Genomic DNA, 26,757 nt, shown 5'->3' on the forward strand with positions numbered 1-26,757 from the left:
GCGGCTTGACCCAGTCGTCGTCGCCCATCCCGACCGCCCGCAGCATGCCGCGCGACGCCGTCGCCTCGAGCCCGTCGGTGACGACCCGGGATCGGGGCTTGATATCGATATCGGGCGGGGTCGTCGGGGGCGCGGCGGTCACGTCGGTGGTCATGACGGCCAACTTACGCCGCAGGCGCCGGCGTTCTCGGGGCGTCCGACCTGCGGAGTGGCGCGCTCGCGCGGGCACCCACCAACAGCTGGACCGCCAGTCCGAGGACCAGCAGCACGCCGAGCACCGGTCCGAGGTTGGCCACTGTCTGTTGCAGGGCGTCGAAGGTGCGCTCGCGGCCCCCGCCGTACGGCAGCACGGCCAGCGGCAGGCAGGCGCAGACCCACAGCACCCAGGCGCCGGCGAGGTAGCGCGCCCAGCGCGGGATCGAGGCCGTGACCACGGCCACGGCCATCGGCAGGATCCAGACGTAGTGGTGGGTCCAGGACAGCGGCGAGGCGAGGCAGGTGCACAGGCCGACCAGCGCCACCGCGAACACCTTCTCGCCGCGCGACCACCACTGGGCGGCTACCAGGGCGCCGAGCAGCGCGACGATGCCGGCCATCGCGAGCCCGAGCAGGGTCGTGGTCCGGGAGCTGTCGCCGAGCCGGAAGAAGACACCGAGCAGCGACTGGTTGCCGGAGTAGAGGGGGGACGCCGTCCGGGTGTCGCCGCCGGACAGGCCACCGAAGAAGGACAGCGTCTCCTGCGGCAGCACGAGCGCGCCGATCCCGGTGAAGACGGCGAAGCTGATGGCGCCGGTGATCGCCGCCCGGCGGCGACCGATCAGGAACAGGAAGACCACGAACAGCAGCGGCGTGAGCTTGATCGCCGCCGCCAGCCCGACCAGCGAGCCCTGCGGGATGCGTCTGCGTATTCCGGGCCGGTCGGGCAGCAGGTCGGCCACCACCAGCGCCATCAGCATGGTGTTGACCTGGCCGTAGCCGAGCGTGGTCCGGATCGGCTCGACGGCCAGCACCACGGCGACGCCGAGCAGGGCGAGCTTCCAGCCGCGGGGCACCCCGCACCGCCGCAGCACCGACTGCTGCGCGAGCACGAGCACGGCGGTCCAGATCACCTGCCACATCACGTACGGGCCGATCGCGAGCGGCACCATCAGCACGGCGGCGATCGGGGGGTAGATGAAGTAAAGGTTCCAGAACGGCGTGTGGGTGGCGAAGATGTCCTTGCCGGCGAGCATGTCGTGGACGGCGTAGACGTAGACCTGCAGGTCGATGGTCGAGGGGCGCCACGGCCGCGCCGTGCCGTAGGAGATGACGTACGGCAAGAGCGCGAGCGCCACCGCGAACGGCGGCAGCAGCTCGACCAGCGCGCGGACCGGACGGCGCCGCGCACGGCCCGGGCTCGACGGCCTCCCGACCGCCGTGCTCACGCGCCGGCCCGGATCTGCCCGAAGACCGACTCCAGCTCGCCCTCGGGCGCGCTGGCGGGATTGACCAGCCGGAGCAGGCCGGGCTCGTCGGCGTACCGCGGCACGACGTGCACGTGCAGGTGGAAGACCTCCTGGCCGGCCACGGCCCCGGCCGAGGAGACCAGGTTGATGCCGTCAGCGGCGAGTCGCTGCTGCAGCAGCCGGGCGACGGCGTCGACGGCCGGGGCGATCTCGGTCAGGGCCGGTTCGCCGGTGAGGAGGTCGGGCACGTGCCGGCGCGGCACGACGAGGGTGTGCCCGCGGTGCCACGGCGCCAGGTCGAGGAAGGCCACGGCGTGCTCGTCGGCGTAGACCTGACGGGAGGGGATCGTACCGGCGACGATGCCGCAGAAGACACAGTCCGGGTCGGTCGGCGGAGCCCCAACCCTCATCGGATGATGTTCTCCAGCTCGTCCCCGGCGGCGTAGCGGCGCAGCTGGGCCGCGATCAGCCGGTCCGCACGCGGCCAGAAGGCCGAGCTGGCCCCGCCGACGTGGGGCGAGATGAGGACGTTCGGCACCGACCAGAGCGGGTGGTCCGCCGGCAGCGGCTCGGGCTCGGTGACGTCGAGCGCGGCGCGCAGCCGGCCGGAGCTGGTCTCGGCGACCAACGCGTCGGTGTCGACCAGCTTGCCGCGGGCCACGTTCACCACCAGTGCGTCGTCGGGCAGCAGCGCGAGCTGGGGGCCGCTCAAGATGTTCTCGGTCTGCGGCGTGTGGGGCGCGATCACGAAGACCACGTCGGCCTCGGGCAGCAGTGCGTCGAGCTCGTCGATGGCGTGCACGGCAGGCTCACCGTCACGGGCCCGGCGCGCGACCCGGGTCACCGACGCGACCTCGAAGCCGGCGAGCCGCGCCTCGATGGCCTCGCCGATGTGGCCGTAGCCGAGGATCAGCACCCGCTGGTCGGCCAGGGCCGTGCCGAAACGCGGCAGCCAGCTGCCGGTGGTCTGCTGCCGGGCGAACTCGTCGAGGTGGCGGCCCTGGGCCAGCGCCAGCGCGAGGGCGATCTCGGCCGTGCTGGCGTCGTGCACCCCCGCGGCGTTGCAGAGCGTGACCCCGTCCGGCACCACCGGCAGGAAGTTCTCCACGCCGGCGGTCAGGGTCTGGACGACCGCCAGGCTGGTCATCTCCGCCGCCCGCTCGAGGACCTCGGGGCCCTTGAGGTAGGGCACCACGAAGAAGCTGACCTCGGCGATCGAGTCCGGCCAGTCGTCCTGGCCCTGGAAGCAGGCGACGGTCACGCCGTCCGGGATCCCGCCGATCCGCTCCTCGGCCTCGGCGATGCTGCGGTAGGGCAGCCAGGCGACCGGCGACTTCTGGGCAGGCACGACACACACTCCTCGTTCAGGCGGCGCCGAGGCGCACGGGACGCCCGGCATTCCGGAGCGCCTCCTTGACCTCCGAGATGCGCACGGTACCAAAGTGGAACACGGTGGCCGCGAGCACGGCGTCGGCTCCGGCGGCGACGGCGGGCGCGAAGTCCTCGACCCGGCCGGCCCCGCCCGAGGCGATCAGCGGGACGTCGACGGCGGCCCGGACAGCGGCGATCATCTCCAGGTCGAAGCCGTCGGTCGTGCCGTCGGCGTCGATCGAGTTCAGCAGGATCTCCCCCACCCCCAGCGCGGCAGCCTGCCGCGACCAGGCGACGGCGTCGAGACCGGCTGAGCGCCGACCGCCGTGGGTCGTGACCTCGAAGCCGGACGGCGCCCCGGGTGCGCGACGGGCGTCCACCGACAAGACGAGCACCTGGTTGCCGAAGCGGGCGGTGATCTCGCTGATCACCTCCGGACGACGGACCGCCGCGGTGTTGACCGAGACCTTGTCGGCGCCGGCCCGCAGCAGCGCGTCGACGTCGGCCACCGAGCTGACGCCGCCGCCGACCGTGAGCGGGATCAGCACCGTCTCGGCCGTCCGCCGCACCACCTCGAGCGTCGTCGCGCGACCCTCGACCGAGGCCGACACGTCGAGGAAGGTCAGCTCGTCGGCGCCTTCCTGGCCGTAGAGGGTGCCCAGGGCAACCGGGTCGCCTGCGTCGCGGAGGTCAACGAAGTTGACCCCTTTGACCACCCGGCCCTCGTGCACGTCCAGGCAGGGGATGACCCGGATGGCGACCGACATGGCCGCCACTCTAGGCGAGTTCGCCAGTCCCCAGCGCAACCTCTTCGAGGCCTTCGACAGGCTCAGGACGCGTGGGCCGGTCGGGCTAGGGTGAGGATCGTGGCCGACCTCGACGACAGCTTTCTCGACCTGCCGCTCGAACGGCTGCGGGACGCCGCCCTCTCTCGGGCCACCGAGCTGGGCTGCTCTTACGCCGACCTGCGGATCGAGCGGATCCGCGCCGCCAACCGCAGCTACCGCGACCGGGCGCTCGAGAGCGCGACCACCAGCGAGACGCTGGGGCTCGCCGTCCGGGTGCTGTTCCACGGCGTCTGGGGGTTCGCGTCCGACATCGCCCTGACCGCGGAGGCGGCCGCGCGGCTGGCCGAGCGTGCGGTGGTGACGGCCAAGGTCGCCCTACCGCTGACGCCACGTCGGGTCGAGCTGGCTGAGGAGCCGGTATACGCCGACGCGCGGTGGGTGTCCTCCTACGAGGTCAACCCGTTCGACGTCGACGAGGCCGAGCAGCACGACCGGATGCTTGCGCTGAGCGAGCAGCTGCTGGGCGCGCCCGGGGTCACGCACTCCACGGCGTCGCTGGCCTACGTGCAGGAGAACAAGTACTTCGCCAACCTGGCCGGTACGACCACACGGCAGCAGCGAGTGCGCATCCAGCCCCAGCTCACCGCAGTCCGGGTGGGCGAGAGCGGCTTCGACACGATGCGGACGCTGGCGCCGCCCGCCGGCCGCGGCTGGGAGTACCTGACCGGCCACGGCTGGGACTTCGACGCCGAGACCGCGCAGCTGCCCGAGATCCTCGCCGAGCACGTCGCGGCCCCGAGCGTCGAGGCCGGCCACTACGACCTGGTGATCGACCCGACCAACCTGTTCCTGACCATCCACGAGTCGGTCGGCCACGCGACCGAGCTCGACCGGGCGCTGGGCTACGAGGCGGCGTACGCGGGCACGTCGTTCGCCACCTTCGACCGGCTCGGGACGCTGCACTACGGCAGCCCGGTGATGACGGTGACCGGCGACCGGACGGTCGAGCACGGCCTGTCCACCGTCGGCTACGACGACGAGGGCGTCGCGGCGCAGGAGTTCGACATCATCGCCGGCGGCACCCTGGTCGGCTACCAGCTGAACCGGCAGATGGCCGCCGAGAAACAGCTCGGCCGCTCCAACGGCTGTGCCTTCGCCGACTCCCCCGGCCACATCCCGATGCAGCGGATGCCGAACGTGTCGCTGCAGCCTGCCCCCGAGGGCCCGACCACCGCCGAGCTGGTGTCGGGCGTGGACCGGGGCATCTACGTGGTGGGCGACAAGTCCTGGTCGATCGACATGCAGCGCTACAACTTCCAGTTCACCGGCCAGCGGTTCTACCGGATCACCGAGGGCCGGATCGTGGGCCAGCTCAAGGACGTGGCCTACCAGGCGACGACCACCGACTTCTGGCGGTCGATGGAGGCCGTCGGCGGACCGTCCACCTATCTGCTGGGCGGCGCCTTCAACTGCGGCAAGGGCCAGCCCGGCCAGGTCGCTCCCGTCTCGCACGGCTGCCCGTCCGCGCTGTTCCGGGGCGTCAACGTGCTCAACACCGCCGCCGAAGGGGGCTCCCGATGACCGTCGCGCCCGTGGGGAACGAGGCGACCGACCCAGCGGTGCAGCAGCTGGTCGAGCTGGCGCTGACCGCAGCCAGCCTGCCCGCCGTCGTGCACCTGACCGAACGCTGGGAGGCCAACCTGCGTTGGGCGGCGAACGCGCTGACCACCAACGGCGAGATGCACAGCCGCACCCTGACCGTCGTGGCCACCGCACCTGTCGAGGGCGGGACCGCGGTCGGCACGGTCAGCCGGGAGCTGTCCGGGCCGGCAGACGTCGCCGCGGTCGTCGCCGCGGCCGAGGCGGCCGCGCGCAGCGGGCCGCCGTCGGAGAACGCCGCTCCGCTGGTGGGCGCCAGCGCGCCGGCGGCCGACTGGTCGACCGCCCCCGCGACCACTGGGGTCGAGGTGCTGGCCGCACTGGCGCAGGGCCTCGGCGAGGCCTTCGCCGCCGCGACGAAGGACGGACACCTGCTGTACGGGTTCGCCGAGCACATCGTCACCACCACCTACCTCGGCAGTACGGCCGGACTGCGGCTGCGCGGCGTCCAGCCGACCGGGCGTTTCGAGTTCAACGGCAAGACCGCCGACCTGAGCGCCTCGGCCTGGGTGGGCGCGGCGACCCGCGACTTCACCGACGTGGACGTCGCCGCCGGGTACGCCGAGCTGGTCACCCGGCTCGGCTGGGCCGCGACGACGGTCGCGCTGCCGCCCGGCCGATACGAGACGCTGCTGCCGCCCGGTGCGGTGGCCGACCTGCTGATCTACGCCTACTGGACGGCCAGCGCCCGCGACGCGGAAGAGGGGCGCAACGTGTTCACGGCCGGGGACGGCCAGACCCGGATCGGCCAGCGGCTCTCCCCGCTGCCGGTGACGCTGCGCTCAGACCCGGCGTACCCCGGGCTGGAGACCGTACCGTTCGTGGACTACCTGGCCAGCGAGGACGGCACGTCCTGGGACTTCGACGCAGGACTGCCGATCCACCCCACCTCGTGGATCGCCGACGGGGTGCTGACCGAGCTGATCCGCAACCGGGCGTACGCCACCGCGACCGGCCGGCGCGTCACCCCACCGGCGGACAACTTGATCATGGAAATCGGGGCTCCGACCAAGATCAACTCCGGCGAGACCGCCCAGGGCACGGCATCTCTGGCCGAGATGATCAAGAACACCGACCGCGGGCTGCTGCTGACCTGTCTCTGGTACATCCGCGAGGTCGACCCCGAACGGCTGCTGCTGACCGGACTGACCCGGGACGGTGTCTACCTGATCGAGAACGGCGAGGTGACCGGAGCGGTGAACAACTTCCGCTTCAACGAGTCCCCGGTGGAGCTGCTCGGCCGGATCACCGAGGTCGGCGCGACCGAGCTCACCCTCTGTCGGGAGTGGAACGACTTCTTCAACCGGACGGCGATGCCGCCGATCCGGGTGCCCGACTTCACCATGTCCACGGTGAGCCAGGCGTCCTGAGCACCGCCACCGAGCCTCAGGGCAGGTCGGCGCCGCTCAGGTCGTCGGCGGGCTCGTCGTCGACAGAGTAGGTGACCACGCCGCGTCGCATCGCGCGCAACAGCTGGCGGCAGACGTCACGCAGCGGGCCCGGGCCGGCAGCGTCGGCGACCTGGCCGGCGAAGTCGGTGACCTGGCGGACCCAGCGGACGAAGTCACCGGCGGTCATGTCGCTGTCGGACAGCACGGCCGACAGCGAACGACCGGCCGCCCAGCCGAAGGCGATCTCGCTGAACCCGACCTCGGGCTCGGGCCCGCGTGGCAGCCGTGCGTCGCGCTCGACCAGGGACACGCTGCGCCAGATCCGCCGCACCTCGGTCATCGCGTCGTTGCTGCGGGCGTCCGGCATCCGCGGCCGGCGGGCACCGTCGTCGCTCCGCCGCGCCTGGAAGACCAGGGAGGACAGCACGGCGGCCAGCTGCGGCGCGGTCAGGTCGTCGAACACGCCCTCCCGGATGCACTCGGCGGCGACCAGGTCCAGCTCGGAGTAGATCCGCGCCAGGGTCCGGCCTGAGTCGCTCACCTGCCGCCGGCCGTTGCCCGAGGACGCGTCGTCGGTCAGGTAGCCGAGCGACTCCAGCACCAGGCAGATCCGGTCGAAGTGGGTCGCGATGGTGTTGGTCCGGGTGTCGGAGCGGGCCTGCAGTCGGGCGTTCTCGCGTTCGAGCGTGTGCGCGCGCTCGGTCCAGCGCGCGTGGCTCTCCCGGTCCGGGCAGAGGTGGCAGGGGTGTCGCCGCAGCTCGTCCCGCAGGGTCGCGATCCGCTCGGCGATCTCGGACTCCAGCGCACCGCTGCGGGCGCGGGTCGGCGTCAGGTCGACGGTGGCGAGCCGGCTGCGGAAGGCGGCCCCCAGGTTGCGGCGCGACGCCGGCTCCTTGGGGTTGAACTGCTTGCCGATCTTCATCCGGCCGACCACCACCGGCGGCGCCGGGAAGTCGGTCAGCGAGAGCCGCCGTACCTGCCTGTCCTCGGTCATCACCAAGGGTCGCGGGCCCTGCTGGTCCACCCGGGTCCCGGGGTCGATGACGACCACCCAGCCCTGGCTGCGGCCGCTGGGCACCCGCAGCATGTCGCCCGGTTTGAGCTCGAGCAGCGCCTGCGTCGACTCGGCTCGGCGGTCGGTCCGCCGGTCGCGCGCAGCGGCGGCCTCCAGCTCCGACACCTCGGCACGCAGCCGGGCGTACGTGGTGAAGTCACCCCGGTCGCAGTGCGCCGCCGCGAGGTAGCCGGTGATCGCCTCGGTGTTCTTGGCCAGCGTCCGTGCGACCCCGACGACCGAGCGGTCGGACTGGAACTGGGCGAAGGACTGCTCGAGCAGCGTCCGGGCGCGCTGCCGGCCGACGCTGGCCACCAGGTTGACGGCCATGTTGTAGGTGGGAGCAAAGGAGGAGTTCAGCGGGTACGTCCGCCGCGACGCCAGCCCGGCGACCGCGCGCGGGTCGAGCCCGGGCTGCCACAGCACCACGGCGTGGCCCTCGACGTCGATCCCGCGACGGCCGGCGCGGCCGGTCAGCTGGGTGTACTCCCCCGGCGTGATGTCGGCGTGGGTCTCGCCGTTGAACTTGACCAGCTTTTCCAGCACGACGCTGCGGGCGGGCATGTTGATGCCCAGCGCCAGGGTCTCGGTGGCGAAGACCACCTTGACCAGACCGCGGAGGAACGCCTCCTCCACGCACTCCTTGAAGGCGGGCAGCATGCCGGCGTGGTGGGCCGCCACCCCGCGCACGAGGGCCTCGGCGAAGCGCTCGTAGTCCAACGCCCGCAGGTCGGCGGGCGAGAGGCCGGAGACGTGCCGGGCGAGGATCGCGCCGATCTCGACCTGGGCGGCGCTGGTGGTGAGCCGGACCCCGGACGCGAGCAGCTGGCGAACCGCGGCGTCGCAGCCCACCCGGGAGAAGATGAAGACGATCGCGGGCAGCAGTGCCTGCTCGTCCAGCCGCTCGATCATCTCCGCGCGGCTCGGCGCGGAGAGGGAGCGTGGCCGGCGGCCGGCCCCGTCGGCCTGGGAGCCGTGGGTGCGCGAGTGGTGCGCGCCTCCGCCGTACGCGCCGCTGCCGTAGCTCACGTTCGTCCGGCCGCGGCCGCTGCGGCCGCGCGGCTTGCGTGAGTCGTCACGGACGAAGCGGGACTCCTCGCGGGCGACCTTGACCAGCGCCGGGTTCACCTCCGAGCTGGACCCCTGCGGCCCCGTGGCTGCGGTGGGTGCCTCGCCGGCGAACAGGTCGAAGATCGTGGAACCGACCATCACGTGCTGGAAGAGCGGCACCGGCCGGCGCTCGGAGACCACGATCGCCATCTCACCGCGGACCGCACCCAGCCACTCGCCGAACTCCTCGGCGTTGCTGACCGTCGCCGACAGGGCCACCACCTGGACCGACTCCGCGAGCCCGATGATCACCTCTTCCCAGACCGCTCCGCGGAACCGGTCGGCCAGGTAGTGCACCTCGTCCATCACCACGAAGCCGAGGTTGGCCAGGGTGGCTGAGCCGGCGTAGATCATGTTGCGCAGCACCTCGGTGGTCATCACCACCACCGGGGCCTCGGAGTTGATCGAGGAGTCACCGGTCAGCAGGCCGACGTTGGCGGCGCCGTGCCGGCGGACCAGGTCGGCGTACTTCTGGTTCGAGAGAGCCTTGATCGGCGTGGTGTAGAAGCACTTACGGCCCTCGGCCAGGGCCAGGAAGACCGCGAACTCGCCGACGATCGTCTTGCCCGCCCCGGTCGGTGCCGCGACCAGCACCCCCGAGCCGGACTCGACGTGCACGCACGCCTCGCGCTGGTAGTCGTCGAAGGGGAACCCGTACCCGTCGGCGAACGCGGTCAGCCGCGGCGACGACTGGGCGCCGCGGAAGCGGGCGTAGGCCTCGGCCGGGCTGCGGGGGGTGTCAGGAGAGCCGGGGTCGTACGGGGAAGCGGCCATGATGGAGCCCAAGTTACCGGCCGCCGGCAACCGCCCGCGTCAGCGCACGCCGGGTCCCGCAGCCATCAGCGACAGCGCGGCCGGAGCGACGGTGGCGTCCACGGGTGCAACCCCGAGGCGTTCGCCGTCGCCGTAGACCACCAGACCGTCGCCGGCCACCGTGACGGCACGGGCCCGCAGCTGCTCGACGCACGGATCTCGCGCGAACCGACCGGATCGCATCTGCGGCAGCAGCTGGAGCAGCTTGAGCCGGCTGACCGGGTGGATGATCGTCACATCGAGCAGCCCGTCACAAGGGTCGGCGCGGGGGCAGATCCGCAGCCCGCCGCCGTAGGTGGAGGTGTTCCCGACCGCCACGAGCATCGCGCGCTGCTCGCGGACCTCGCCGTCCAGGGTCAACCGGTAGCTCAGCGGCCGGAAGACGCGCAGCTCGGCCAGCGCCGCCACGGTGTAGCGCATCGACCCGCGCGGCCAGGGCATCGCGTTGGCACGTCCGTTGACCCGGGCGTCGTACCCGGTGGCCAGCACCGCGCCGACGTAGCGGTCCCCCACCCGGATCAGGTCGAGAGCCTGCCGGTGACCGCCCGCCACCACCTCGGCCGCGGCGAGGGTGTCGGTCGGGTCGAGGCCGACGCCCCGGGCCAGGTCGTTCCCGGTGCCGGCCGGGATCATCCCCAGCGCGGTCCGGCCCAACCCGCCCGCGTCTGCGCAGGCGTTCAGCCCGAGGTGCATCATCCCGTCGCCGCCCATCACGGCCAGCACGTCCACCTCACGCCGGACGGCTGCGGTCATCAGCGCCGCGGCGTCGGACCAGCTCTCGCTACGCAAGGTCTCGACCTGCGCGCCGGCGGCCCGCAACCGGCCCTCCACCTGGGCGAGGGTGACCGCACCCCGACCCCGGCCGGCCGTCGGGTTGACGACCAGGCTGATCCGGTTGGTCACCGGCTTACTGCTCGCGCCCGTCGTCGTCGGACAGCTGCCGGAGCGCCTGGTCGTTCTCGACACCGCCGGCCAGGACCAGGTCGTCACCGACTCGCCGTACCTTGCGCCGGTCGAGGACGTGCGCCAGCACCTCAGCGACCAGGAAGAGCACCGTCATGGGGAGGGCGAGCAGGAGCATCGAGTACGGGTCGGTGGACGGGGTCGCGACGGCACCGAAGACGAACGTCGCGAAGACGATGTAGATCCGGTACTTGGCCAGCTGACTGGCCTTGATGACCCCGACGATGTTGAGCATCAGCACCACCAGGGGCAGCAGGAACCCGATGCCGAAGACGAGCATGATGCGGATCAGGAACGACAGGTAAGCGTTGACGTCTTGCAGGTTGGAGACGCCGTCCTGGGTGAAGCTCAGCAGCACCTGGATGCCCTTGGGCATCACGAAGTAACCGACGACGACTCCGCCGAGGAACATGGGCGTCGCCGCGCTCAGGAAGATCATCGTCCACTTCTTCTCCCGGGACAGCAGACCGGGCGCGATGAACGCCCACAGCTGGTAGAGCCAGATCGGAGCGGTGGCTATGGCGCCGGCGAGCGCCGAGACCTTCAGGGCCAGGGCGAGCGGGGAGGTCAAGTTGATGTTGACCAGCAGCGTCTGGGCGTCCGGCTTCTTGGTCTTGAGGTCGGCGATGGCCGATAAGTAAGGGATCTTCAGCACGTCCAGCAGACTCTCCCGGAAAAACCAGGCGACGATCATCCCCGCCACAATGGCCAAGGAGGCGACCACCAGGCGGTACCGCAGCTCGCTCAAGTGCTCGAACAGCGACATCGACCCGTCGGCCGGGAGCGGCGGCGGCTTGAGCCAGGCCAGGCTGAAGCGGATCGGCCGACCCTTGATGCTCAGAGACACTCAGTGCTCGGCGAGGTCAGACGTCGCGGCGAACGTCGTGCTCGGTCGGCTGGCCCTGCGGCGGCTGGCCGTACGGGGTTCCGTTGATGCCCTGGGTTCCCTGCGGAGGCGCGACGTACGGGGCGTCGTTGTACTGCGGGGCGGGCGGTTTGGCGCCGTTCTGCTGCGGCTGCGGGTAGGAGACGCCGGCCTGCGGCGGTCCGGGGACGAAGGTCGAGCCAGCGTCGGTCTGGTACGGGTTCGGAGCGGTTGCGCCGGGGGCCGCTGGCGGGGTGTCCCCCGACTTGAGTCCCTTGGTCTCTTCCTTGAACTCCTTGATCGCCCTACCCGTGGACTTTCCGAGGCCTGCAAGTCGAGAGCCGCCGAACAGCAGCAGCACGATGATGAGGATGATGATCAGTTCTTGAGGTCCAGGCATCAGACCCGCCATCGGAACCATGACGCTCCCTTTCGGTGCCGGCGGCTGAGTGCCGCGCCCGCTCATCCTACGCCCGGCTAACCAACCTGGCCGCGGTCGAGAGGACTGGAGCCGCTCAACCTGGCGTCCTCGCCAATCTGTCCAAGCAAGTCACCGAGCTGTCCGGCGCGGTCAGCGAGCACGCCGACCTCGCTCAGCACGTCCGCGGTGAGGTGCGCCAGCCAGACGGCGTAGCCGACCAGCATCGCCAGCCCGACCAGCGCGATGGCGAGGAAGATCCAGACCCAGAGCACGGCCGCAGCCTACTGGTCGCCGAGTCGGAGCGAAGCCAGCCGTGGCCCGGAGAAACAGCTGAGCCGGTGGCCACGAGGGCCACCGGCTCAGCGGGGGGACGCTCAGGCGTTGATCACCCGCTGGTCGTCCTCGGTGCTCACGGAGATCTTGCGGGGCTTCGCCTTTTCGGCCACGGGGATCTGCAGCCGCAGCACGCCGCTGGTGTAGCTGGCGTCGATCCGCTCGGTGTCGAGGTTGTCGCCGAGGATCAGCTGGCGGCTGAACACGCCGCGCGGCCGCTCGGCGGCGACCAGCTCGGCAATGCCCTCGCGGGCCGGCCGGTCAGCGCGGACGGTCAGCACGTTGCGCTCCACGTCCAGGCTGATCGAGTCGGCGTCCACTCCCGGCAGGTCGAACTCCACCAGGAACGTGTCGCCCTCGCGCCAGGCGTCCATGGTCATCAGGGCCGGCCGGGCGGCGGTCCCGAAGACCTGGGACGAGAGCCGGTCGAGCTCGCGGAAAGGATCGGTGCGCACCAACATGGTTCCTCCTCCATCGTCGATTGTGTCGAGCGCGCTGGTCACGATCTATGGTGACCGCTACAGGTATTTTCTACCACCACGGGCAGCTAGGATGCAACCGTGCGGACAGCAGACGAGCCGGGCGACGACCGCGGCGTCTACGGCATCACGGTGGCAGCCGCGCTGGCTGGCACCGGCGTGCAGAACCTGCGGCTGTACGAGCGGCGCGGTCTGCTCGAGCCCGGCCGGACCGCCGGCGGCACCCGCCTCTACAGCCGCAACGACATCGTCCGGCTGGGGCGGATCGTCGCCTTGTTGGCCGATGGTCTGAACCTCGTCGGAGTGGCCATGGTGCTGACCCTGCAGGACGACCTGGCGGCAGCGCAGCGCGAGGCTGGAGCTCCGGAGCGACGGCCGGACCCGAGCCCCGGCTCAGACCCCGACTGAGTCTGGGTCCGCGACCGTGCGCTCGTCGAGGAGGGCCGCGTACTGGTCGAGGGCTTCCTGCGCCGCCTCGGCCGCCGAGTCGCCGGCGCCCGCCGGGGCGACCACCACGGCACCACCGCGCAGCTGCAGCAACAGCCCGCGGAGCCACGCCGGGTCGGTCACCCGCAGCGTCACGGTCAGCCCGCCGGCGGCGCGCGCGGACACCGCCTCGGTCGGGTAGTACTCCGCGACCCAGGCCGCCTCGGGCGCGAGGTCGACGGTGACGAGCGGTGCGTCCCGGAGCGCCTCGAACCAGCCGGTGGTGAGGTCCTTGAGCTGCACGTCGTGGGCGGCCACCGGGGTGTCGGTCACCACCACCTCGACCACCCGGTCCAGCCGGAAGGTCCGCAACGCCTGCGCGGAGTAGCACCAGGCCTCGAGGTAGCCGTAGCCCTCGAGCACGAAGACCCGCAGCGGGTCGACCAGCCGTCGGGTGGTCTCGGCTCGCGACGCCACGTCGTAGGTGAGGTCGAGCCGCCGGCCACGCTGCAGCCCGTCGGCGATCCGGGACTGCACCTCGCCCTGGCCTGCCGTCACCCGGACGCTCGCCTGGTTCGGATCCGTCGAACCCGCGGCCAGCTCGAGCTTGCGCAGCGCTCGGTCGACGGCGTCGCGCTGCCCCGGGCCGGCGATCTCACGCAGGGTCCGCAGGCCCAGCACCAAGGCGAGCGCCTCGTCCGCCGACAGTCGCAGCGGGCGGGTCAGGTAGTCGGCGTTGCTGAGGTGGATCACGCCCTCGCCGTCGACGGCGTCCATGTCGATGTCGATCAGGTCCCCCGGCGTGAGGCCGGGCATGCCGCACATCCACAGCACGTTCAGGTCCTCCCGCAGCGTCCGCAGGCTGATGTCGAACGCCCGGGCCACGTCGGCCATGGCCGCGCCGTCGTGCTCGCGCAGGTACGGCACCAGGCTGAGCAGCCGCCGGACCTGCGCCTGGGACGTCACGTGGCCCCCGCGGCCACCGCGGTCAGGCCGCGCAGGACCAGCTCGCGCAGCTCGACCGGCTCGAGCACCACCACGTCGGCGGCGTGCCGGGTGATCTCCTCTGCCGCGGAGGAGAGGTCGCTGAACCCGACGGCGACGACCTCGAAGCCCGGCGGTAGCGCCTGGTCGGACTGGGCGGCCTCGCTGCGGCGGCGCAGCCCCGGCGCCCGTCCCGGACGGATCGCCAGCACGGTGCGCTCGGTCGGCTCGCGGGGGGCGAGCGACCGGGCGAGGGCGCGCAGGTCGAGGTCCTCGGGCACGGCGTACGCCCCGGGCCGGGACTCCCGGCGCGGCAGGTCGGTGATCCGCGAGACCTTGAACATCCGGGTGGCGTCCCGGTCGACGTCGCGGCCGATGACGTACCAGCGGCCCTTGGAGGCGGTCATCCCCCACGGCTCCAGCGTCCGCCGGTTCGCGTCGCGGTAGGTGAAGCTCATCCGGACCCGTTCCAGGACGGCGTTCCACAGCGGCTCGAAGCCTGGTTCGCTGGCCTGCACCGAGGGTTCGAGCGAGGCGAGCTGGGACGCGTCCGGTTCGATCCCGGCGGCCCGCAGCTTCGCGAGGGCGCTACCGGTCGACTCGGCCATGCTCGCGTGCTGCCACACCCGCGCCGCCACGCCGACCACTGACGCCTCCTCGGCGTCGAGGTCGATCGGCGGCAGCTCGAACTCCCCCGGCAGGATCCGGTAGCCGGCCTCGTCGTCGAAGAGCGGGTCGAAGCTGCCGACCTCGATCGGCACCCCGAGAGCCCGCAGCTCGTCCTTGTCCCGCTCGAAGGTCCGCTCGAAGGCCGCGTCGCTGAGGCCGTGGTAACCCTCGACCGCCTCACGGATCCGGCTCTTGGAGAGGTAGCGGCCAGACACCAGCAGGCAGATCGTCAGGTTGAGGATGCGCTCGGTCTTGCGCGGTGCCATGCGTGCGTCCTCCTCACCCGTCTGGGGTCTCGGGCCGCGCCAGATTATCAGCCGGGTGTCGGCGCACTGCGCTGATCAATGCTCCGGCTCTTCGATTTCCCGGCGGGTGGGGGGCGTCGACCCGGATCTACGGAGCATCCGTCAGCGCTAGGGTCGCCCACGTGATCATCTGGGCGGACGGCGAGGTCACCGCGATCCGTCGGGAGTGGCCGGGGGCGGTCGAGCTGACGGTCCTGCGGGCCGACGAGACAGCCACCGAGATCCGGGCGCTGGCCTACACCTCGTTGATGGCCGCGCCCGAGATCGGCGACCGGGTGCTGCTCAACGTGGCGGCTCTGGACCGCGGGCTGGGCACCGGCGGCTACGCCCTGGTGATCGCGGCGCTCGACCCGGCCGGGCGACTGCGCGGTCAGCCACCACAACCGGCGGGGCACCTGGTCAAGGCCCGCTACCTGCCGCTGCAGGCGATGGTCGCCGGAGCCGACGAGCAGGGCTCGCCCCACCACGAGCTGCTCGCCGACGCCGACGACCTGGCCGGGATGCCGGTGCTGGTCGCCGACCTGCATTCCGCGCTCACCCCGGCCCTGGTGGCGATCGCGTACGACCGGCCGGGCACCCGGGTGGTGTACGTGATGAGCGACCAGGGGGCACTGCCACTTGCCTTCTCGCGCTCGGTGGCGGCCCTGCGCGAGGCGGGGCTGTTGGCCGGGACGGTCACGGTCGGCCAGGCGTTCGGCGGTGACCTCGAGGCGGTCACCGTGCACTCGGGCCTGCTGGCCGCTCGTCTGGCCCTCGAAGCGGACCTCGTCGTGGTCAGCCAGGGGCCGGGCAACCTCGGCACCGGCACCCGCTGGGGCTTCTCCGGCGTCGGCGCGGGCGAAGCCGTGAACGCCGCCGCCACCTTGGGCGGCCGTCCGGTGGGGTCGTTGCGGATCTCCGGCGCGGACGCCCGGCCGCGCCACCAGGGGCTCTCCCACCACAGCCTCACGGCGTACGGCCGGGTCGCCCTGCTGCCCGCTGATCTGGCCGTGCCCGTCCTGGCGGACGCGCCAGCGTTGGCAGGGATGGCGGGGCTGGACGCGGTCGCGGCGCTGGCCGACCCGGTCGAGCAGGCGTTGGCCGGGCTCGGGGCCCGCCACCGGCTGGTCCGGGTGCCGCTGGCCGGGCTGGACGTCGCCCTCCGCAGCTCCCCCGTCCCGATGTCGACGATGGGCCGTGACCTGGACGGCGACCCCGCCTACTTCCTCGCCGCCGCCGCCGCGGGCCGGCACGCTGCGGCCCTCCTCAGGTTGCCCTGACCGACGGGCGGCGGCCTAGCCTCCTTGGCCGGCCTGGGTGAAGAGCAGGTCGACGACCATCACCAGGGTCTGGTCGGGCTCGATCTTCGGGGTGGCGTTGCCGGTCGGATAGCCGAGCGCCGGCGGGATGACCAGCAGCACCCGGCTGCCGACGGTCTGGCCCACCAGACCCTGCTGCATCCCGGGCAGCAACCCGCTGAGCGCGGCGGACCCCACCGGGCTGCCGTAGGACTGCTCGATCAGCTTGCCGTCGCTCCACTGCTGGTAGCGGTAGTTGAACGTGATGGTGTCCGTGGCGGCGACCTTCTTGCCGGTGCCCTTGATCAGCGGCTGCACGACCAGCTTGGTCGGCGGGTCACCCTTCGGAATGGTGATGTTGATCTTGTCGCCGGACCCGGAGACGGTCGGCACGCCGGCCTTCGGGGTCACCGCGGCGCCTTCGGGGCCGCTCAGCTGCACGTCGACGAGGTCGACCACGAAGATCAGCGTGTCGCCGACGTTGATGCCGGCCTGGGCGTTGCCGCCGGAGGAGTCGTAGCCGTCCGAGCCGGGCATCGCGATCACGACGCGGCTGCCCTTGCGCTGGCCGGTCAGCCCCTTGCTGAAGCCGGGCACCACCTGGTCGAGGGAGAACGCGACCGACTTGCCCGTGCTGAACGACTCGTCGAACTTCTTGCCCGTCCGCCCGTCGACTCCGTAGTAGTTGACCTCGACCGTCTGGCCGGCCTTCACGACCTGGCCGTCGGAGGCGTCCAGCACCTGGGTCCGGGTCTTGTCGATGGCCCAGGGCGACTTCACCTTGACCTTCGGCTGCTTGCCGTACGCGCCGGTCACCGTGACCGCGTCGAGGTTGGTGGACGCCTTGATCTTCGCCGGGGTCGCGCTCGCGCTCGCGCTCGCGGACGGAGCGGCCGACGCGCTGGGGGCCGCCGTGCTCGCGTTGGACGTCGCGTCGTCCTTGCCGCAGGCGCCGAGCACCAGCAGCGAGGAGAGGAGCCCGACGGCGACCAGGGACTGGGAGGGGTTCAGACGCACCGGAGCACCTTACCCGCCCGACCTGGGTGCCACCCGTGCGCGACGGCCGAGGAAGCGGGCACGTGACGAGGTCGGCAGTCCCGGCAACAGCAACGCGCCCCGAGCCCGTCGAGGGCCCCGAAGGGGTTGCGGTCACTGGTACGACAGGTTGGCGCAACCTCTTCGAGGCCTTCGACAAGGCTCAGGGCGCGTGGCTCAGGTCCCCCGAGACCAATGGCTCCGGCTGGTCAGCGGCGCATCGAGGCGATCAGCCGGTCGACGCGTTCGTCGCTGGACACGAACGGGTCCTTGCAGAGCACCGTCCGCTGCGCCTGGTCGTTCAGCTTGAGGTGCACCCAGTCGACGGTGTAGTCGTTGCGACCCTCCTGCGCAGCCCGGATGAAGTCGCCGCGCAGCTTGGCCCGGGTCGTCTGCGGCGGGACGGACTTGGCCCGGAAGATCGCTGGCTCCGACGTGACCCGGGCGGCCAGTCCGCGTCCTTCGAGGATCGAGAAGAGCCCGCGGCCGCGCCGGATGTCGTGGTAGGCGAGGTCGAGCTGCGCGATCCGCGGATCGGCAAAGCTGAGCGAGTGCTTGGCGGCGTACTGGTCGAGCAGCTTGAGCTTGATCGCCCAGTCGACCTCGGTGTCGATCAGCTCCAGCTTGTCCTCCGCGACCGCCCGCAGCGACCGCTCCCACAGGTCGAGCACCCGGTCGATCACCGGCGTGTTCAGGTTGCCTCGCTCGACGAACTCAGCGACCCGGCCGTAGTACTCGGTCTGCAGCTCCAGCGCCGAGATCCGACGGCCGTTGGCCAGGGACACCTTGACCTGCCCGGTCCGGTCCCGGCTCATGTCCCGGATGGCCCGGATCGGGTTCTCCAGGGTGAAGTCGCGCATCGGCACCCCGGCCTCGATCAGCCGCAGCACCAGCTCGGCCGACCCGACCTTCAGCAGCGTCGTCGTCTCGCTCATGTTGGAGTCGCCGACGATGACGTGCAGCCGGCGGTAGCGCTCCGGGTCGGCGTGCGGCTCGTCGCGGGTGTTGATGATCGGCCGGCTGCGGGTGGTGGCCGAGGAGACGCTCTCCCAGATGTGCTCGGCCCGCTGGCTCACGCTGTACTCGGCGCCGCGGGCGGTGTGCAGCACCTTGCCGGCGCCGCAGATCAGCTGCCGGGAGACCAGGAACGGCACCAGCACGTCGGTGATCTTGGAGAAGTCGCCGACCCGGGAGATCAGGTAGTTCTCGTGGCAGCCGTAGGAGTTGCCGTGGCTGTCGGTGTTGTTCTTGAACAGGTAGATGTCGCCGGTGATGCCTTCGGACGCCAGCCGCTGCTCGGCGTCGACGATCAGGTCCTCGAGGATCCGCTCACCGGCCCGGTCGTGGTTGACCAGCTGGACCAGGTCGTCGCACTCGGCGGTCGCGTACTCGGGGTGCGACCCGACGTCGAGGTAGATCCGGGAGCCGTTACGCAGGAACACGTTGCTGCTGCGGCCCCAAGTCACGACCCGGCGGAACAGGTAGCGCGCCACCTCGTCCGGGGTCAGCCGGCGGGCACCACCTGAGGTGCAGGCGACGCCGTACTCGGTCTCCAGGCCGTAGATCCGGCGGTCCACTGCACTTCCTCCGTCCGTCGCTCCGAGGTCACGCGTCCAGCCAGTATCACCGCTCCACCAAGATCGCGACGGACAACGTCACGGATGGGACTCACCGATCAGGTCCAGCAGGCCACCGAGCTCGTCGCGGGTCAAGTCTCGCAGGTCCCCGCTCTTGAGACTGCCGAGCCGCACCGGACCGATGCCGGTCCGCGACAGCCGCCGGACGGGGTGCCCGACCGAGTCCATCATCCGCCGGACGATGTGGTTACGGCCCTCGTGCAGCGTCAGCTTGACCAGGGACCGGTCCTCGGCGGTCGAGACCAGCTTCACCGAGCTCGGCCGGACCAGCCCGTCCTCGAGCGTGATCCCCTCGCGCAGCCGCTTGACCGTCGCCGGGTGCATCACCCCGTTGACCTCGGCCAGATAGGTCTTGGGCACCTCGTACGACGGGTGCGCCAGCTTGTGCGCGAAGTCGCCGTCGTTGGTCAGGATCAACAGTCCGTCGGTGTCGGTGTCGAGCCGCCCGACGTGGAAGAGCCGGTTCTGCTTGCCCGGCCGGCGGCCCTCGATCAGGTCGTTCAGGTTCTTGCGGCCCTCAGGGTCGTCCATCGTCGAGACGACGCCGCGGGGCTTGTTGATCACCAGGTAGAGGTGCCGGCGGGGCGGCGGGATCCGCGAGCCGTCCACCCGGATCACGTCGGTCTCGGGGTCGACCCGCCGGCCCTGCTCGACGACCAGCTGGCCGTTCACCTCGACCCGGCCCTCGCTGATCATGATCTCGCAGGCTCGGCGGGAGGCGATGCCGGCGATGGCGAGTACCTTCTGCAGCCGGATGCCGTCGGTGTCGGTCCGCTCCTGGTCGCGGTCGTCGGAGTCGTTCACTGGTCACTCTTCTCGTTGTCGTGCTCGGGTTGCTGTTCGGGTACGCCGCGGTCGCGCGCCTGGTCGGCCAGGAGCCCCAGCTCGGCCTCGAGCGCCTCAGCCTCAGGGAGGTGGGGGGCCAGGGCGGGCAGGTCGCCGAGGGACCGCAGCCCCATCCGCTCCAGGAAGTAGCTGGTGGTGACGAAGACGACGGCCCCGGACTCGGGATCCTGGCCCGCCTCCTCGACCAGGCCGCGGGCCACCAGGGTGCGGATCACGCCGTCGACGTTCACGCCGCGGACGGCGGAGACCCGGCCGCGCGAGATGGGCTGGGTGTAGGCGATCACGGCGAGGGTCTCGAGCGCGGCCTGGCTGAGCCGGGCCTGCTGACCCTCCAGCACGCTGGCCGCGATCAGCTCGGCGTGCTCCTCGCGGGTGTAGTAGCGCCAGCCGCCGCCGACCTGGCGCAGCTCGAAGCCGCGACCGGTCTCGTCGTAGAAGGCGACCAGCTCGGCGAGGGTGTCCTGCACCACCGACTCGGGCTCGCCCACCGCCGCGGCGAGGTCAGCCGTCCGCCGCGGTTCCTCGGCCAGCAGCAGCAGGGCCTCGAGCGCGCCGCTGATCTCGGCCGGACTGCGCGGGGGGCGCTCCGGGGTCAGCAGGTCCTCGCTGCCCAAGGCGATCATCTGGCGGTCTCGGTCATCGGTCGGTCATCTGTCGGTCCTCGTCGGCGGTGGCGGCTTCGTCGGTCGGTTCGGGAAAGTCGAACTCGTCGGAGATGTCCAGCTCGCCCTCGCTCGACCCCGTCCAGCGTACGGTCAGCTCGGCCAGGGCGGCGACCTGCTCGAACGCGACCGCGCCCTCGCGGAAGAGCTCGAGCAGGGCCAGGAAGCGCGCCACCGTGGTCACCCGGTCGGGCGCGTCCCCGGTCAGGACGCGGAACGTGAGCGCTCCGGTCCGCCGCAGCCGGTCCACGATCAGCCGGGCCTGGTCGCGGACGCTGACCGTCGGCGCGTGCAGGTGGGTGAGCGAGACGACGTCGACCGGCTTGGGGGCCAGCGCTCGTGCCGCCAGGGCCTCGAGGTCCTGCGGGCTGAGGGTCAAGACCACCTCGGGCAGCAGCCGGGCAAAGCGGGGTTCGAGCCCGACGTCGCGCGGATGACGGCGAGCCTGCTCGTCCAGCGTGGTGGCCAGGTAGGCCGCGACCGCCTTGAACGCGCGGTACTGCAGCAGCCGGGCGAAGAGCAGGTCACGGGCCTCGAGCAGCGCCAGGTCCTCGGGATCGTCGACCTCACCCGAGGGCAGCAGCCGCGCCGCCTTCAGGTCGAGCAGGGTGGCCGCGACCACCACGAACGAGCTGGTCTGGTCGAGGTCCCAGTCGGCACCGGCGGCCTTGATGTGGGCCAGGAACTCATCGGTGACGCTCGACAGCGAGACCTCGGTGATGTCGAGCTTGTGCCGCGAGATCAGCTGCAGCAGCAGGTCGAACGGTCCCTCAAAGTTCACGAGGTGCACCGAGAACGGGGGTGGCTGGTCCTCCCGCCCGGTCGCGGTGATCGCCGTCGGAGCGCGGTTCACGACGCGGCGAGCCGCCGGACCAGCTCGGAGTCGGGGCCGTGCCGCTCGAGGTCGTCGAGCACAGCGGCGATGGCTTCGCGGACGATCCGGCCGCGGTCGACCGCCATCGCGTGGTCGGCCCGCAGGGTCAGCCGGGCCTGCTCGAGCGCCAGCAGCTCGTCCCGGCTGACGTAGACGGTGATCTTCTCGTCGTGCCGGACCCGGCCCGAGCCCTTGGCCGGAACCGGCTCGGACTCAGCCGGCGGCGACTCGACCTCGGTCGGCCGGAACAGCTCCGCGGCCCCCGGCAGGCTCACCCGGCGAGGCATCGCGCCAAGACCTCCCGGGCCAGGTTGCGGTAGGCCTCCGCACCGGGCGAGTGGGTGGCGTACGTGGTGATCGGCTCCCCCGCCACGGTGGTCTCGGGGAACTTGACCGTCCGCCGGATCACGGTGTGGAAGACCTGGTCGCCGAACGCCTGCACGACCCGCTCGAGCACCTCGCGGCTGTGCAGCGTCCGTGGGTCGTACATGGTGCCGAGGATGCCGAGCACGCCCAGCCTCGGGTTGAGCCGGTCCTGCACCTTGGTGATGGTGTCGGTCAGCAGGGCGATCCCGCGGAGCGCGAAGAACTCGCACTCCAGCGGCATCAAGACCTTGTCCGCCGCAGTCAGGGCGTTGACGGTGAGCAGCCCCAGACTGGGCGCGCAGTCGATCAGGATGAAGTCGTAGTCGGGCTTCGCCTTCTCCAGCACCCGCAGCAGCGTCTGCTCCCGGGCCACCTCCGACACGAGCTGGATCTCCGCGGCCGAGAGGTCGATGTTGCTCGGCAGGATGTCCAGCCCGGGCACGTTCGTGGCGTCGATGACCTGCTCGAGCGTGGTGTCGCGGCCCAGCAGCAGGTTGTAGATGCTGCGCTCGAGCGTGTGCGGGTTGACCCCCAGGCCCACCGACAGCGAGCCTTGGGGGTCGAAGTCGACCAACAGCACCTTGCGGCCCAGCTCGGCCAGCGCCGCTCCGAGGTTGATCGTGGTGGTCGTCTTGCCGACGCCGCCCTTCTGGTTGCAGAGCGCGATCACCACCGCCGGACCACCGGTCGCCGGTGTCGGCTCGGGCAGGTCGGGCCACGGCCGGCCGGTCGGGCCGAGCGTGACCGCGGGCGCGAGCGGGGCCGGGATCAGGGGCTCGGGGATCAGGGGCTCGGGGATCAGCGCCTCCGCGAGCACCGGGGCCCCGGGGACGACGAACCCCTCGCTGCCGGGCGAGTCCTCGGCCGGGTCGAACAGGCCCGCCAGGTCGACCGGAGCGGTCCGTACGTCGGACGTCCCGTCGGGGCGGTCGGCCTCTTCCACTCAGAACTCCTCGGTGCGCGGGGCGCGTCCGGGGGCGGCGCACGCTCCGGGGCAGCCTAGTACGCGCGAGGGTGGGAGGTCAGATAGACCTCGCGGAGATGGTCGACGGTCACCAGGGTGTAGATCTGCGTCGTGGTCACCGAGGCGTGGCCCAGCAGCTCCTGGACCACTCGGACGTCGGCCCCGGCGTCGAGCAGGTGGGTGGCGAAGGAGTGCCGCAGGGTGTGCGGGGAGACCTCGGCGTCGATGCCGGCTCGCTCGGCCGTCGTCCGCAGGATCGTCCAGGCGCTCTGCCGGGAGAGCCGACCGCCGCGGGCGTTGACGAACAGGGCCGGCGTCCCCGGTCCCCGGCCGACCAGGTCGGGCCGGGTCCGGACGAGGTAGGCGGCCAGCGCCGCCCGGGCGTACGAGCCGACCGGGACCACCCGCTGCTTTCGGCCCTTGCCCAGCACCCGCAGCCCCGGCGTGGTCTCGGGGTCGGCGTCGAGCAGCCGGCTGACGTCGTCCAGGTCGAGCCCGACCGCCTCGGAGACGCGGGTGCCGGTACCGTACAGCAGCTCCAGCAGCGCCGCGTCCCGCAGCCCGAGCACCGTGTCGGTGGCAGGCACCTCCAGCATCGCCTGCACCTGGTCGAGCCGCAGCGCCTTGGGCAGCCGGCGGTGCTGCGCGGGCGGGCGGACCTCGCCGGCGGGATCGTCGGCGCTCACCCCCTCCTCGACCGCGAACCGGTGCAGGCTGCGGACGGCGACCACGGCCCGGGCGACGCTCGCCGCCGCCAACGGAGGCTGCGGCCCGCCTTCGCGCAGCCGGACGGCGAACCCGGCCACCTGCGCGGGGGTGACCTGCTGGACCGAGGTCACCCCTTCGGCGGCGAGGTGCTCGACGTAGCGTCGGAGGTCGCGCCGGTAGGCGGTCAGGGTGTGCCGGGAGAGCCCACGCTCGACGCTCAGGTGGTCGAGGTAGGTCTGCACCAGCCGCGACAGCGCGGCCGGGTCAGCCGAGGACGTCGGCGAGCTCGACGTGGGAGGCCCCGTGCGCGGCGGCCACAGGTGCGCTGACCAGGGCGCCGTCGTAGGTGTTCAGCCCCAGGGCCAGCGCCGGGTCGGCCCGCAGCGCGGCCTGCCAGCCGTGGTCGGCCAGGCTGACCGCGTACGGCAGGGTCACGTTGGTGAGCGCGTAGGTCGAGGTGTTCGGCACCGCGCCGGGCATGTTGGCCACGCAGTAGAAGACCGACTCGTGCACCCGGTACGTCGGCTCGGCGTGCGTGGTCGGCCGGCTGTCCTCGAAGCAGCCACCCTGGTCGATGGCGATGTCGACCAGGACGCTGCCTGGCTTCATCCGAGCGACGAGCTCGTTGCTGACCACGGTCGGCGCCTTGGCGCCGGGCACCAGCACAGCGCCGATGACGAGGTCGGCGTCCAGCACGGCCCGTTCGACCTCGAGGATGTTGGAGGCGACCGTCTGCAGGTGCCCCTGGTAGATCCGGTCGGCGTCGCGCAGCTTGTCGACGTTGCGGTCCAGCAGCAGCACCTCGGCCTGCATGCCGAGCGCGATCGCCGCCGCGTTCATCCCGGACACCCCGGCCCCGATCACCACGACCTTGGCCGCGTACACGCCGGAGACGCCGCCCATCAAGGTGCCGCGGCCGCCGCCGGAGGCCATCAGGTGGTAGGCGCCGACCTGGGTCGCGAGCCGGCCGGCCACCTCACTCATCGGCGCGAGCAGCGGCAAGGCCCCGTTCGGCAGCTGCACGGTCTCGTACGCGATGCCGGTCACCCGGCGGTTCAGCAGGGCCTGCGTACAGGGCGAGTTCGCGGCCAGGTGCAGATAGGTGAAGAGCAGCTGACCGGGCTGCATCCGGTCGTACTCCTCGGCGACCGGCTCCTTGACCTTCATGATCATCTCGGCCTCACCCCAGACCTGCTCATGGTCGGGAATGATCTTGGCGCCCGCCGCGACGTACTCGTCGTCAGGGATCGAGGAGCCCACGCCGGCCCCGGACTGGATGATCACGTCGTGGCCGTGACGGACCAGCTCGTGCACCCCGGACGGGGTGATCGCCACCCGGTACTCGTGGTTCTTGATCTCGGTCGGAACTCCTACCAGCATGCGGGGTCGCACTCCTCAGGTCGCTCGGTCGGGCCGCCTCGTCGCGAGCATAGTGGCACACTACTGCGAGAAGTCTGCTCAGTGACCTCAAGGCCTAGATGCTTCGAGGTACTCGAATCGCCCTTGTATCCCCAGTCATGTCGATTCCGAGTTTTGTGCGCAGAATCAAGACGTAGTTCTTCACCGTTCCCTCGGCGAGGAAGAGCTTGTCGCCGATCTGACGGTTGGTGTACCCGTCGGTGACCAGGTCCAGGATCTCGCGCTCGCGCGGGGTCAGTGCGTCCACCTTCGATACCTCGCGGACCGGGTTCCGGAGCCGGTCCAACAGCTTCTGGGTGACGGCCGGGTCGATCAGCGACCGGCCCTCGGCCACCTGGCGGATACCGGCCACCAGGCTCGAGCCGCCGACCTCCTTCAGCAGGTAGCCCGACGCGCCGGCCATGATCGCGGAGAAGAGCGCCTCGTCGTCGTCGAAGGACGTCAGGATCACGCAGCGGATCTCCGGGTGCGCCGAGCGGATCTCCCGACAGACGTCGATGCCGCTGCCGTCGGGGAGGCGCCCGTCGAGCAGCGCCACGTCAGGGTGCGAGCTCGGGATCCGGCGCAGCGCTTCAGCCGCCGTACCCGCCTCGCCAACGACGGTGATGTTCGGCTCCGACTTGAGCAGGTCCGTCAGTACCTTCTGCGCAGGTTCATCATGCATCACAAGAAACACTTCGACTCGAGTCGAGGGCAAGGTGGTGCTCTGATCGCGTATGTCCTGTGGCTCGACACGCAAAGACGCCCGGCTTGCCGCGCCACGCGCAACTCGATCGACAAGCGGGTCGACAGGCCGTCCCAGCCGAACATCGATATCGCGGATCAGCCGAGCGACGCGAACGTCCTCGGTCGTGAATCGATGGCCATTGTCGAGTACGTCAACCACGGCTACCTCCGTCGTCCCCACCGTCGACCCCAAGGCGACGACGCTGCTCGAGCGTGAGATCCCATCTTACTGCGGCCCAATGCTTCAGTGTGATGCTCGCGGCGATCAGCTGCTCGTCGGTTAGCAGCCCGCGGTTCATGAGCTCGTGAATCGTTTCCTGCGCTGCCCGGCGTCGACGAGGCTCCTCCTCCCACAGCTCGTGGCGCAGGTTCTCGAGGTCGCTTCCCACCCTTGCTCGCCGCGCATCTCTCCTGGTCCACCAAGCGCCGACCAGCGAACCGAGCACTCCCGCCAGCGGGATCCCCACAAGCGCGAGAACTTCCATGATCGGTACCGTAGTGAAGCGGGCTGACACTTCGGGGGTCTAGATCATCTCGAAAGCTCTGGCTGGCTGCACGGGACGGATCGTGAGGATCGCCCCCTCGTTGAGTCTTACAGAACCCTCGGTAGTCACCGAGACGTCGACGCTCCGGCCCGCCCTACTCCCGCAGCGGGATGCCCCGGCCGTCGGTGGCAAAGCTGGGCGAGCGGGTCAAGATCAAGATGCCCTCGATCAGGGCCCAGATCGAGACGAGGATGCCGCCGAAGCCCAAGGTGAGCACGGTGATCAACAGCTGGGTGACCGCGATGCCGGTCCGACCCAGGTAGAAGTTGTGGACGCCGAGGCTGCCCAGGAAGATCGCCAGCAGCCCGGCCGCGAGCCGCGACTTCTGGGCGTTGTAGAGGCTCTGCTGGTACGCCAGCTGGCGCGGGTCGACCGGCTGCAGGTAGATCGCCGCCGGCTGCTCGTACGGGTCGGGCTGACCGTACGGGGTGGGCTGGCCGTACGGGGTGGGCTGGCCGTACGGGGTGGGCTGGCTGAACGGGGTGGGCTGGCTGTACGGCGGCGGCGGTTGGTAGGGCCGGTAGTCGCCGGCGCGGTCGAGCGGCACGGTGGGCTCAGGCTCGTACGGGGGGCGCGTCGGATCCGACATGGACCAAGTGTTCCACGCCCGGGTCCCCGCAGT

General features: G+C 71.3%; 27 protein-coding genes and 1 pseudogene. 4 read left to right on the plus strand and 24 right to left on the minus strand.

The genetic code is table 11. The annotated features are described in order from the left end of the window. Positions 1-164 precede the first annotated feature (164 nt). From ACFE76_RS17125 to hisF, 4 genes are read right to left on the minus strand one after another with little or no spacing between them, the layout of a single operon-like run. Positions 165-1,424, minus strand: coding sequence for a glycosyltransferase 87 family protein (locus ACFE76_RS17125; RefSeq protein ID WP_375432988.1), 1,260 nt, complete (start codon positions 1,422-1,424; stop codon positions 165-167). Then, positions 1,421-1,855, minus strand: a complete 435-nt coding sequence (locus tag ACFE76_RS17130) for an HIT family protein (RefSeq protein ID WP_375432989.1) — start codon at positions 1,853-1,855, stop codon at positions 1,421-1,423. The genes ACFE76_RS17125 and ACFE76_RS17130 overlap by 4 nt, the downstream gene beginning before the upstream one ends. Then, positions 1,852-2,793, minus strand: a complete 942-nt coding sequence (locus ACFE76_RS17135; protein ID WP_375432990.1) for a 2-hydroxyacid dehydrogenase — start codon at positions 2,791-2,793, stop codon at positions 1,852-1,854. Before ACFE76_RS17135 ends, ACFE76_RS17130 begins: the two co-directional genes overlap by 4 nt. A gap of 16 nt (positions 2,794-2,809) precedes the next feature. After that, positions 2,810-3,583: an imidazole glycerol phosphate synthase subunit HisF gene (hisF, locus tag ACFE76_RS17140; protein WP_375432991.1), complete on the minus strand. Its 774-nt coding sequence runs from the start codon at positions 3,581-3,583 to the stop codon at positions 2,810-2,812. Positions 3,584-3,682: 99 nt separating this feature from the next. Between hisF and ACFE76_RS17145 the strand changes: the two genes are divergently transcribed. Both ACFE76_RS17145 and ACFE76_RS17150 read left to right on the plus strand, forming a co-directional pair. Further along, positions 3,683-5,185, plus strand: coding sequence for a TldD/PmbA family protein (locus ACFE76_RS17145; RefSeq protein WP_375432992.1), 1,503 nt, complete (start codon positions 3,683-3,685; stop codon positions 5,183-5,185). Then, positions 5,182-6,633, plus strand: coding sequence for a metallopeptidase TldD-related protein (locus ACFE76_RS17150; RefSeq protein WP_375432993.1), 1,452 nt, complete (start codon positions 5,182-5,184; stop codon positions 6,631-6,633). Before ACFE76_RS17145 ends, ACFE76_RS17150 begins: the two co-directional genes overlap by 4 nt. A 16-nt stretch (positions 6,634-6,649) precedes the next feature. Here ACFE76_RS17150 and ACFE76_RS17155 read toward each other — a convergent pair whose 3' ends face one another. From ACFE76_RS17155 to ACFE76_RS17180, 6 genes and pseudogenes are all read right to left on the minus strand, one after another. Further along, complete coding sequence (locus ACFE76_RS17155) at positions 6,650-9,592, minus strand: DEAD/DEAH box helicase (protein WP_375432994.1); 2,943 nt, start codon at positions 9,590-9,592, stop codon at positions 6,650-6,652. 39 nt (positions 9,593-9,631) lie between these two features. Beyond that, a complete protein-coding gene (locus ACFE76_RS17160; RefSeq protein WP_375432995.1) occupies positions 9,632-10,534 on the minus strand; it encodes a diacylglycerol/lipid kinase family protein in 903 nt (300 codons plus the stop codon). A 4-nt stretch (positions 10,535-10,538) separates the two neighbouring features. Continuing rightward, positions 10,539-11,441 carry a twin-arginine translocase subunit TatC gene (gene tatC / locus ACFE76_RS17165; RefSeq protein ID WP_375432996.1) on the minus strand — a complete coding sequence of 301 codons (903 nt, stop codon included), beginning with the start codon at positions 11,439-11,441 and terminating at the stop codon, positions 10,539-10,541. Positions 11,442-11,718: 277 nt separating this feature from the next. Further along, positions 11,719-11,871 (minus strand): annotated as a pseudogene (gene tatA, locus ACFE76_RS17170) (twin-arginine translocase TatA/TatE family subunit); the annotation flags it as partial. A gap of 65 nt (positions 11,872-11,936) precedes the next feature. Then, positions 11,937-12,152, minus strand: a complete 216-nt coding sequence (locus tag ACFE76_RS17175) for a hypothetical protein (RefSeq protein ID WP_375432997.1) — start codon at positions 12,150-12,152, stop codon at positions 11,937-11,939. A 102-nt stretch (positions 12,153-12,254) separates the two neighbouring features. Further along, on the minus strand, positions 12,255-12,674 hold the full coding sequence (locus ACFE76_RS17180; protein ID WP_375432998.1) for an Hsp20/alpha crystallin family protein: 420 nt from the start codon (positions 12,672-12,674) through the stop codon (positions 12,255-12,257). Positions 12,675-12,773: 99 nt separating this feature from the next. Between ACFE76_RS17180 and ACFE76_RS17185 the strand changes: the two genes are divergently transcribed. Beyond that, on the plus strand, positions 12,774-13,100 hold the full coding sequence (locus tag ACFE76_RS17185; protein ID WP_375432999.1) for a MerR family transcriptional regulator: 327 nt from the start codon (positions 12,774-12,776) through the stop codon (positions 13,098-13,100). On the opposite strand, the gene ACFE76_RS17190 is transcribed toward ACFE76_RS17185, so the two are convergent. Both ACFE76_RS17190 and ACFE76_RS17195 read right to left on the minus strand, forming a co-directional pair. Beyond that, positions 13,086-14,084, minus strand: coding sequence for a helix-turn-helix transcriptional regulator (locus ACFE76_RS17190; RefSeq protein WP_375433000.1), 999 nt, complete (start codon positions 14,082-14,084; stop codon positions 13,086-13,088). The two genes, ACFE76_RS17185 and ACFE76_RS17190, sit on opposite strands and share 15 nt — an antisense overlap. After that, the gene (locus tag ACFE76_RS17195) at positions 14,081-15,037 is read right to left on the minus strand and encodes a helix-turn-helix transcriptional regulator (RefSeq protein WP_375433001.1); all 957 of its coding nucleotides are present in this window, start codon (positions 15,035-15,037) and stop codon (positions 14,081-14,083) included. The genes ACFE76_RS17190 and ACFE76_RS17195 overlap by 4 nt, the downstream gene beginning before the upstream one ends. Positions 15,038-15,198: 161 nt before the next feature. Here ACFE76_RS17195 and ACFE76_RS17200 point away from each other — a divergent pair, with 161 nt between their 5' ends. Then, positions 15,199-16,335: a DUF3866 family protein gene (locus ACFE76_RS17200; protein ID WP_375433002.1), complete on the plus strand. Its 1,137-nt coding sequence runs from the start codon at positions 15,199-15,201 to the stop codon at positions 16,333-16,335. 15 nt (positions 16,336-16,350) lie between these two features. Here the strand turns inward: ACFE76_RS17200 and ACFE76_RS17205 are convergent, their stop codons facing one another. The 12 genes from ACFE76_RS17205 to ACFE76_RS17260 all read right to left on the minus strand — a co-directional run bounded on the left by ACFE76_RS17205 (position 16,351) and on the right by ACFE76_RS17260 (position 26,724). Continuing rightward, positions 16,351-17,370, minus strand: coding sequence for an FKBP-type peptidyl-prolyl cis-trans isomerase (locus tag ACFE76_RS17205; RefSeq protein ID WP_375433003.1), 1,020 nt, complete (start codon positions 17,368-17,370; stop codon positions 16,351-16,353). A gap of 227 nt (positions 17,371-17,597) precedes the next feature. Next, entirely contained in the window at positions 17,598-18,965 is a 1,368-nt protein-coding gene (gene pafA / locus ACFE76_RS17210; RefSeq protein WP_375433004.1) for a Pup--protein ligase, read from the minus strand. A gap of 78 nt (positions 18,966-19,043) precedes the next feature. Continuing rightward, positions 19,044-19,829, minus strand: a complete 786-nt coding sequence (locus ACFE76_RS17215; protein ID WP_375433005.1) for a pseudouridine synthase — start codon at positions 19,827-19,829, stop codon at positions 19,044-19,046. Beyond that, positions 19,826-20,494 (minus strand): SMC-Scp complex subunit ScpB, encoded by a 669-nt coding sequence (locus ACFE76_RS17220; RefSeq protein WP_375433006.1) that lies wholly within the window; start codon positions 20,492-20,494, stop codon positions 19,826-19,828. The genes ACFE76_RS17215 and ACFE76_RS17220 overlap by 4 nt, the downstream gene beginning before the upstream one ends. 13 nt (positions 20,495-20,507) lie before the next feature. After that, complete coding sequence (locus tag ACFE76_RS17225; protein WP_375433007.1) at positions 20,508-21,386, minus strand: segregation and condensation protein A; 879 nt, start codon at positions 21,384-21,386, stop codon at positions 20,508-20,510. Beyond that, positions 21,383-21,694, minus strand: a complete 312-nt coding sequence (locus ACFE76_RS17230) for a hypothetical protein (protein WP_375433008.1) — start codon at positions 21,692-21,694, stop codon at positions 21,383-21,385. Before ACFE76_RS17230 ends, ACFE76_RS17225 begins: the two co-directional genes overlap by 4 nt. Continuing rightward, a complete protein-coding gene (locus tag ACFE76_RS17235; RefSeq protein WP_375433035.1) occupies positions 21,679-22,572 on the minus strand; it encodes a ParA family protein in 894 nt (297 codons plus the stop codon). The genes ACFE76_RS17230 and ACFE76_RS17235 overlap by 16 nt, the downstream gene beginning before the upstream one ends. A gap of 200 nt (positions 22,573-22,772) precedes the next feature. Further along, a complete protein-coding gene (gene xerD, locus ACFE76_RS17240) occupies positions 22,773-23,687 on the minus strand; it encodes a site-specific tyrosine recombinase XerD (protein ID WP_375433009.1) in 915 nt (304 codons plus the stop codon). Positions 23,688-23,709: 22 nt separating this feature from the next. After that, the gene (ald, locus tag ACFE76_RS17245) at positions 23,710-24,825 is read right to left on the minus strand and encodes an alanine dehydrogenase (RefSeq protein ID WP_375433010.1); all 1,116 of its coding nucleotides are present in this window, start codon (positions 24,823-24,825) and stop codon (positions 23,710-23,712) included. A gap of 94 nt (positions 24,826-24,919) precedes the next feature. Next, the gene (locus ACFE76_RS17250; RefSeq protein ID WP_375433011.1) at positions 24,920-25,750 is read right to left on the minus strand and encodes a response regulator; all 831 of its coding nucleotides are present in this window, start codon (positions 25,748-25,750) and stop codon (positions 24,920-24,922) included. Then, positions 25,743-26,075, minus strand: coding sequence for a hypothetical protein (locus ACFE76_RS17255; RefSeq protein ID WP_375433012.1), 333 nt, complete (start codon positions 26,073-26,075; stop codon positions 25,743-25,745). The genes ACFE76_RS17250 and ACFE76_RS17255 overlap by 8 nt, the downstream gene beginning before the upstream one ends. Before the next feature lie 154 nt (positions 26,076-26,229). Continuing rightward, positions 26,230-26,724: an NINE protein gene (locus ACFE76_RS17260; RefSeq protein WP_375433013.1), complete on the minus strand. Its 495-nt coding sequence runs from the start codon at positions 26,722-26,724 to the stop codon at positions 26,230-26,232. Between the last annotated feature and the right edge of the window lie 33 nt (positions 26,725-26,757).

Origin of the sequence: uncultured Friedmanniella sp., from assembly GCF_964244005.1 — a bacterium.
In the GTDB taxonomy this organism is placed as follows: domain Bacteria; phylum Actinomycetota; class Actinomycetes; order Propionibacteriales; family Propionibacteriaceae; genus Microlunatus.

Bases quoted from the DNA above. Each gene is read 5' to 3' on its own strand.
- ACFE76_RS17130 (WP_375432989.1), bottom strand. From the start codon at position 1,855: ATGAGGGTTGGGGCTCCGCCGACCGACCCGGACTGTGTCTTCTGCGGC.
- hisF (WP_375432991.1), bottom strand. From the start codon at position 3,583: ATGTCGGTCGCCATCCGGGTCATCCCCTGCCTGGACGTGCACGAGGGC.
- ACFE76_RS17150 (WP_375432993.1), top strand. From the start codon at position 5,182: ATGACCGTCGCGCCCGTGGGGAACGAGGCGACCGACCCAGCGGTGCAG.
- ACFE76_RS17155 (WP_375432994.1), bottom strand. From the start codon at position 9,592: ATGGCCGCTTCCCCGTACGACCCCGGCTCTCCTGACACCCCCCGCAGC.
- ACFE76_RS17180 (WP_375432998.1), bottom strand. From the start codon at position 12,674: ATGTTGGTGCGCACCGATCCTTTCCGCGAGCTCGACCGGCTCTCGTCC.
- ACFE76_RS17195 (WP_375433001.1), bottom strand. From the start codon at position 15,037: ATGGCACCGCGCAAGACCGAGCGCATCCTCAACCTGACGATCTGCCTG.
- ACFE76_RS17220 (WP_375433006.1), bottom strand. From the start codon at position 20,494: ATGATCGCCTTGGGCAGCGAGGACCTGCTGACCCCGGAGCGCCCCCCG.
- ACFE76_RS17230 (WP_375433008.1), bottom strand. From the start codon at position 21,694: ATGCCTCGCCGGGTGAGCCTGCCGGGGGCCGCGGAGCTGTTCCGGCCG.
- ald (WP_375433010.1), bottom strand. From the start codon at position 24,825: ATGCTGGTAGGAGTTCCGACCGAGATCAAGAACCACGAGTACCGGGTG.
- ACFE76_RS17255 (WP_375433012.1), bottom strand. From the start codon at position 26,075: ATGGAAGTTCTCGCGCTTGTGGGGATCCCGCTGGCGGGAGTGCTCGGT.
- ACFE76_RS17260 (WP_375433013.1), bottom strand. From the start codon at position 26,724: ATGTCGGATCCGACGCGCCCCCCGTACGAGCCTGAGCCCACCGTGCCG.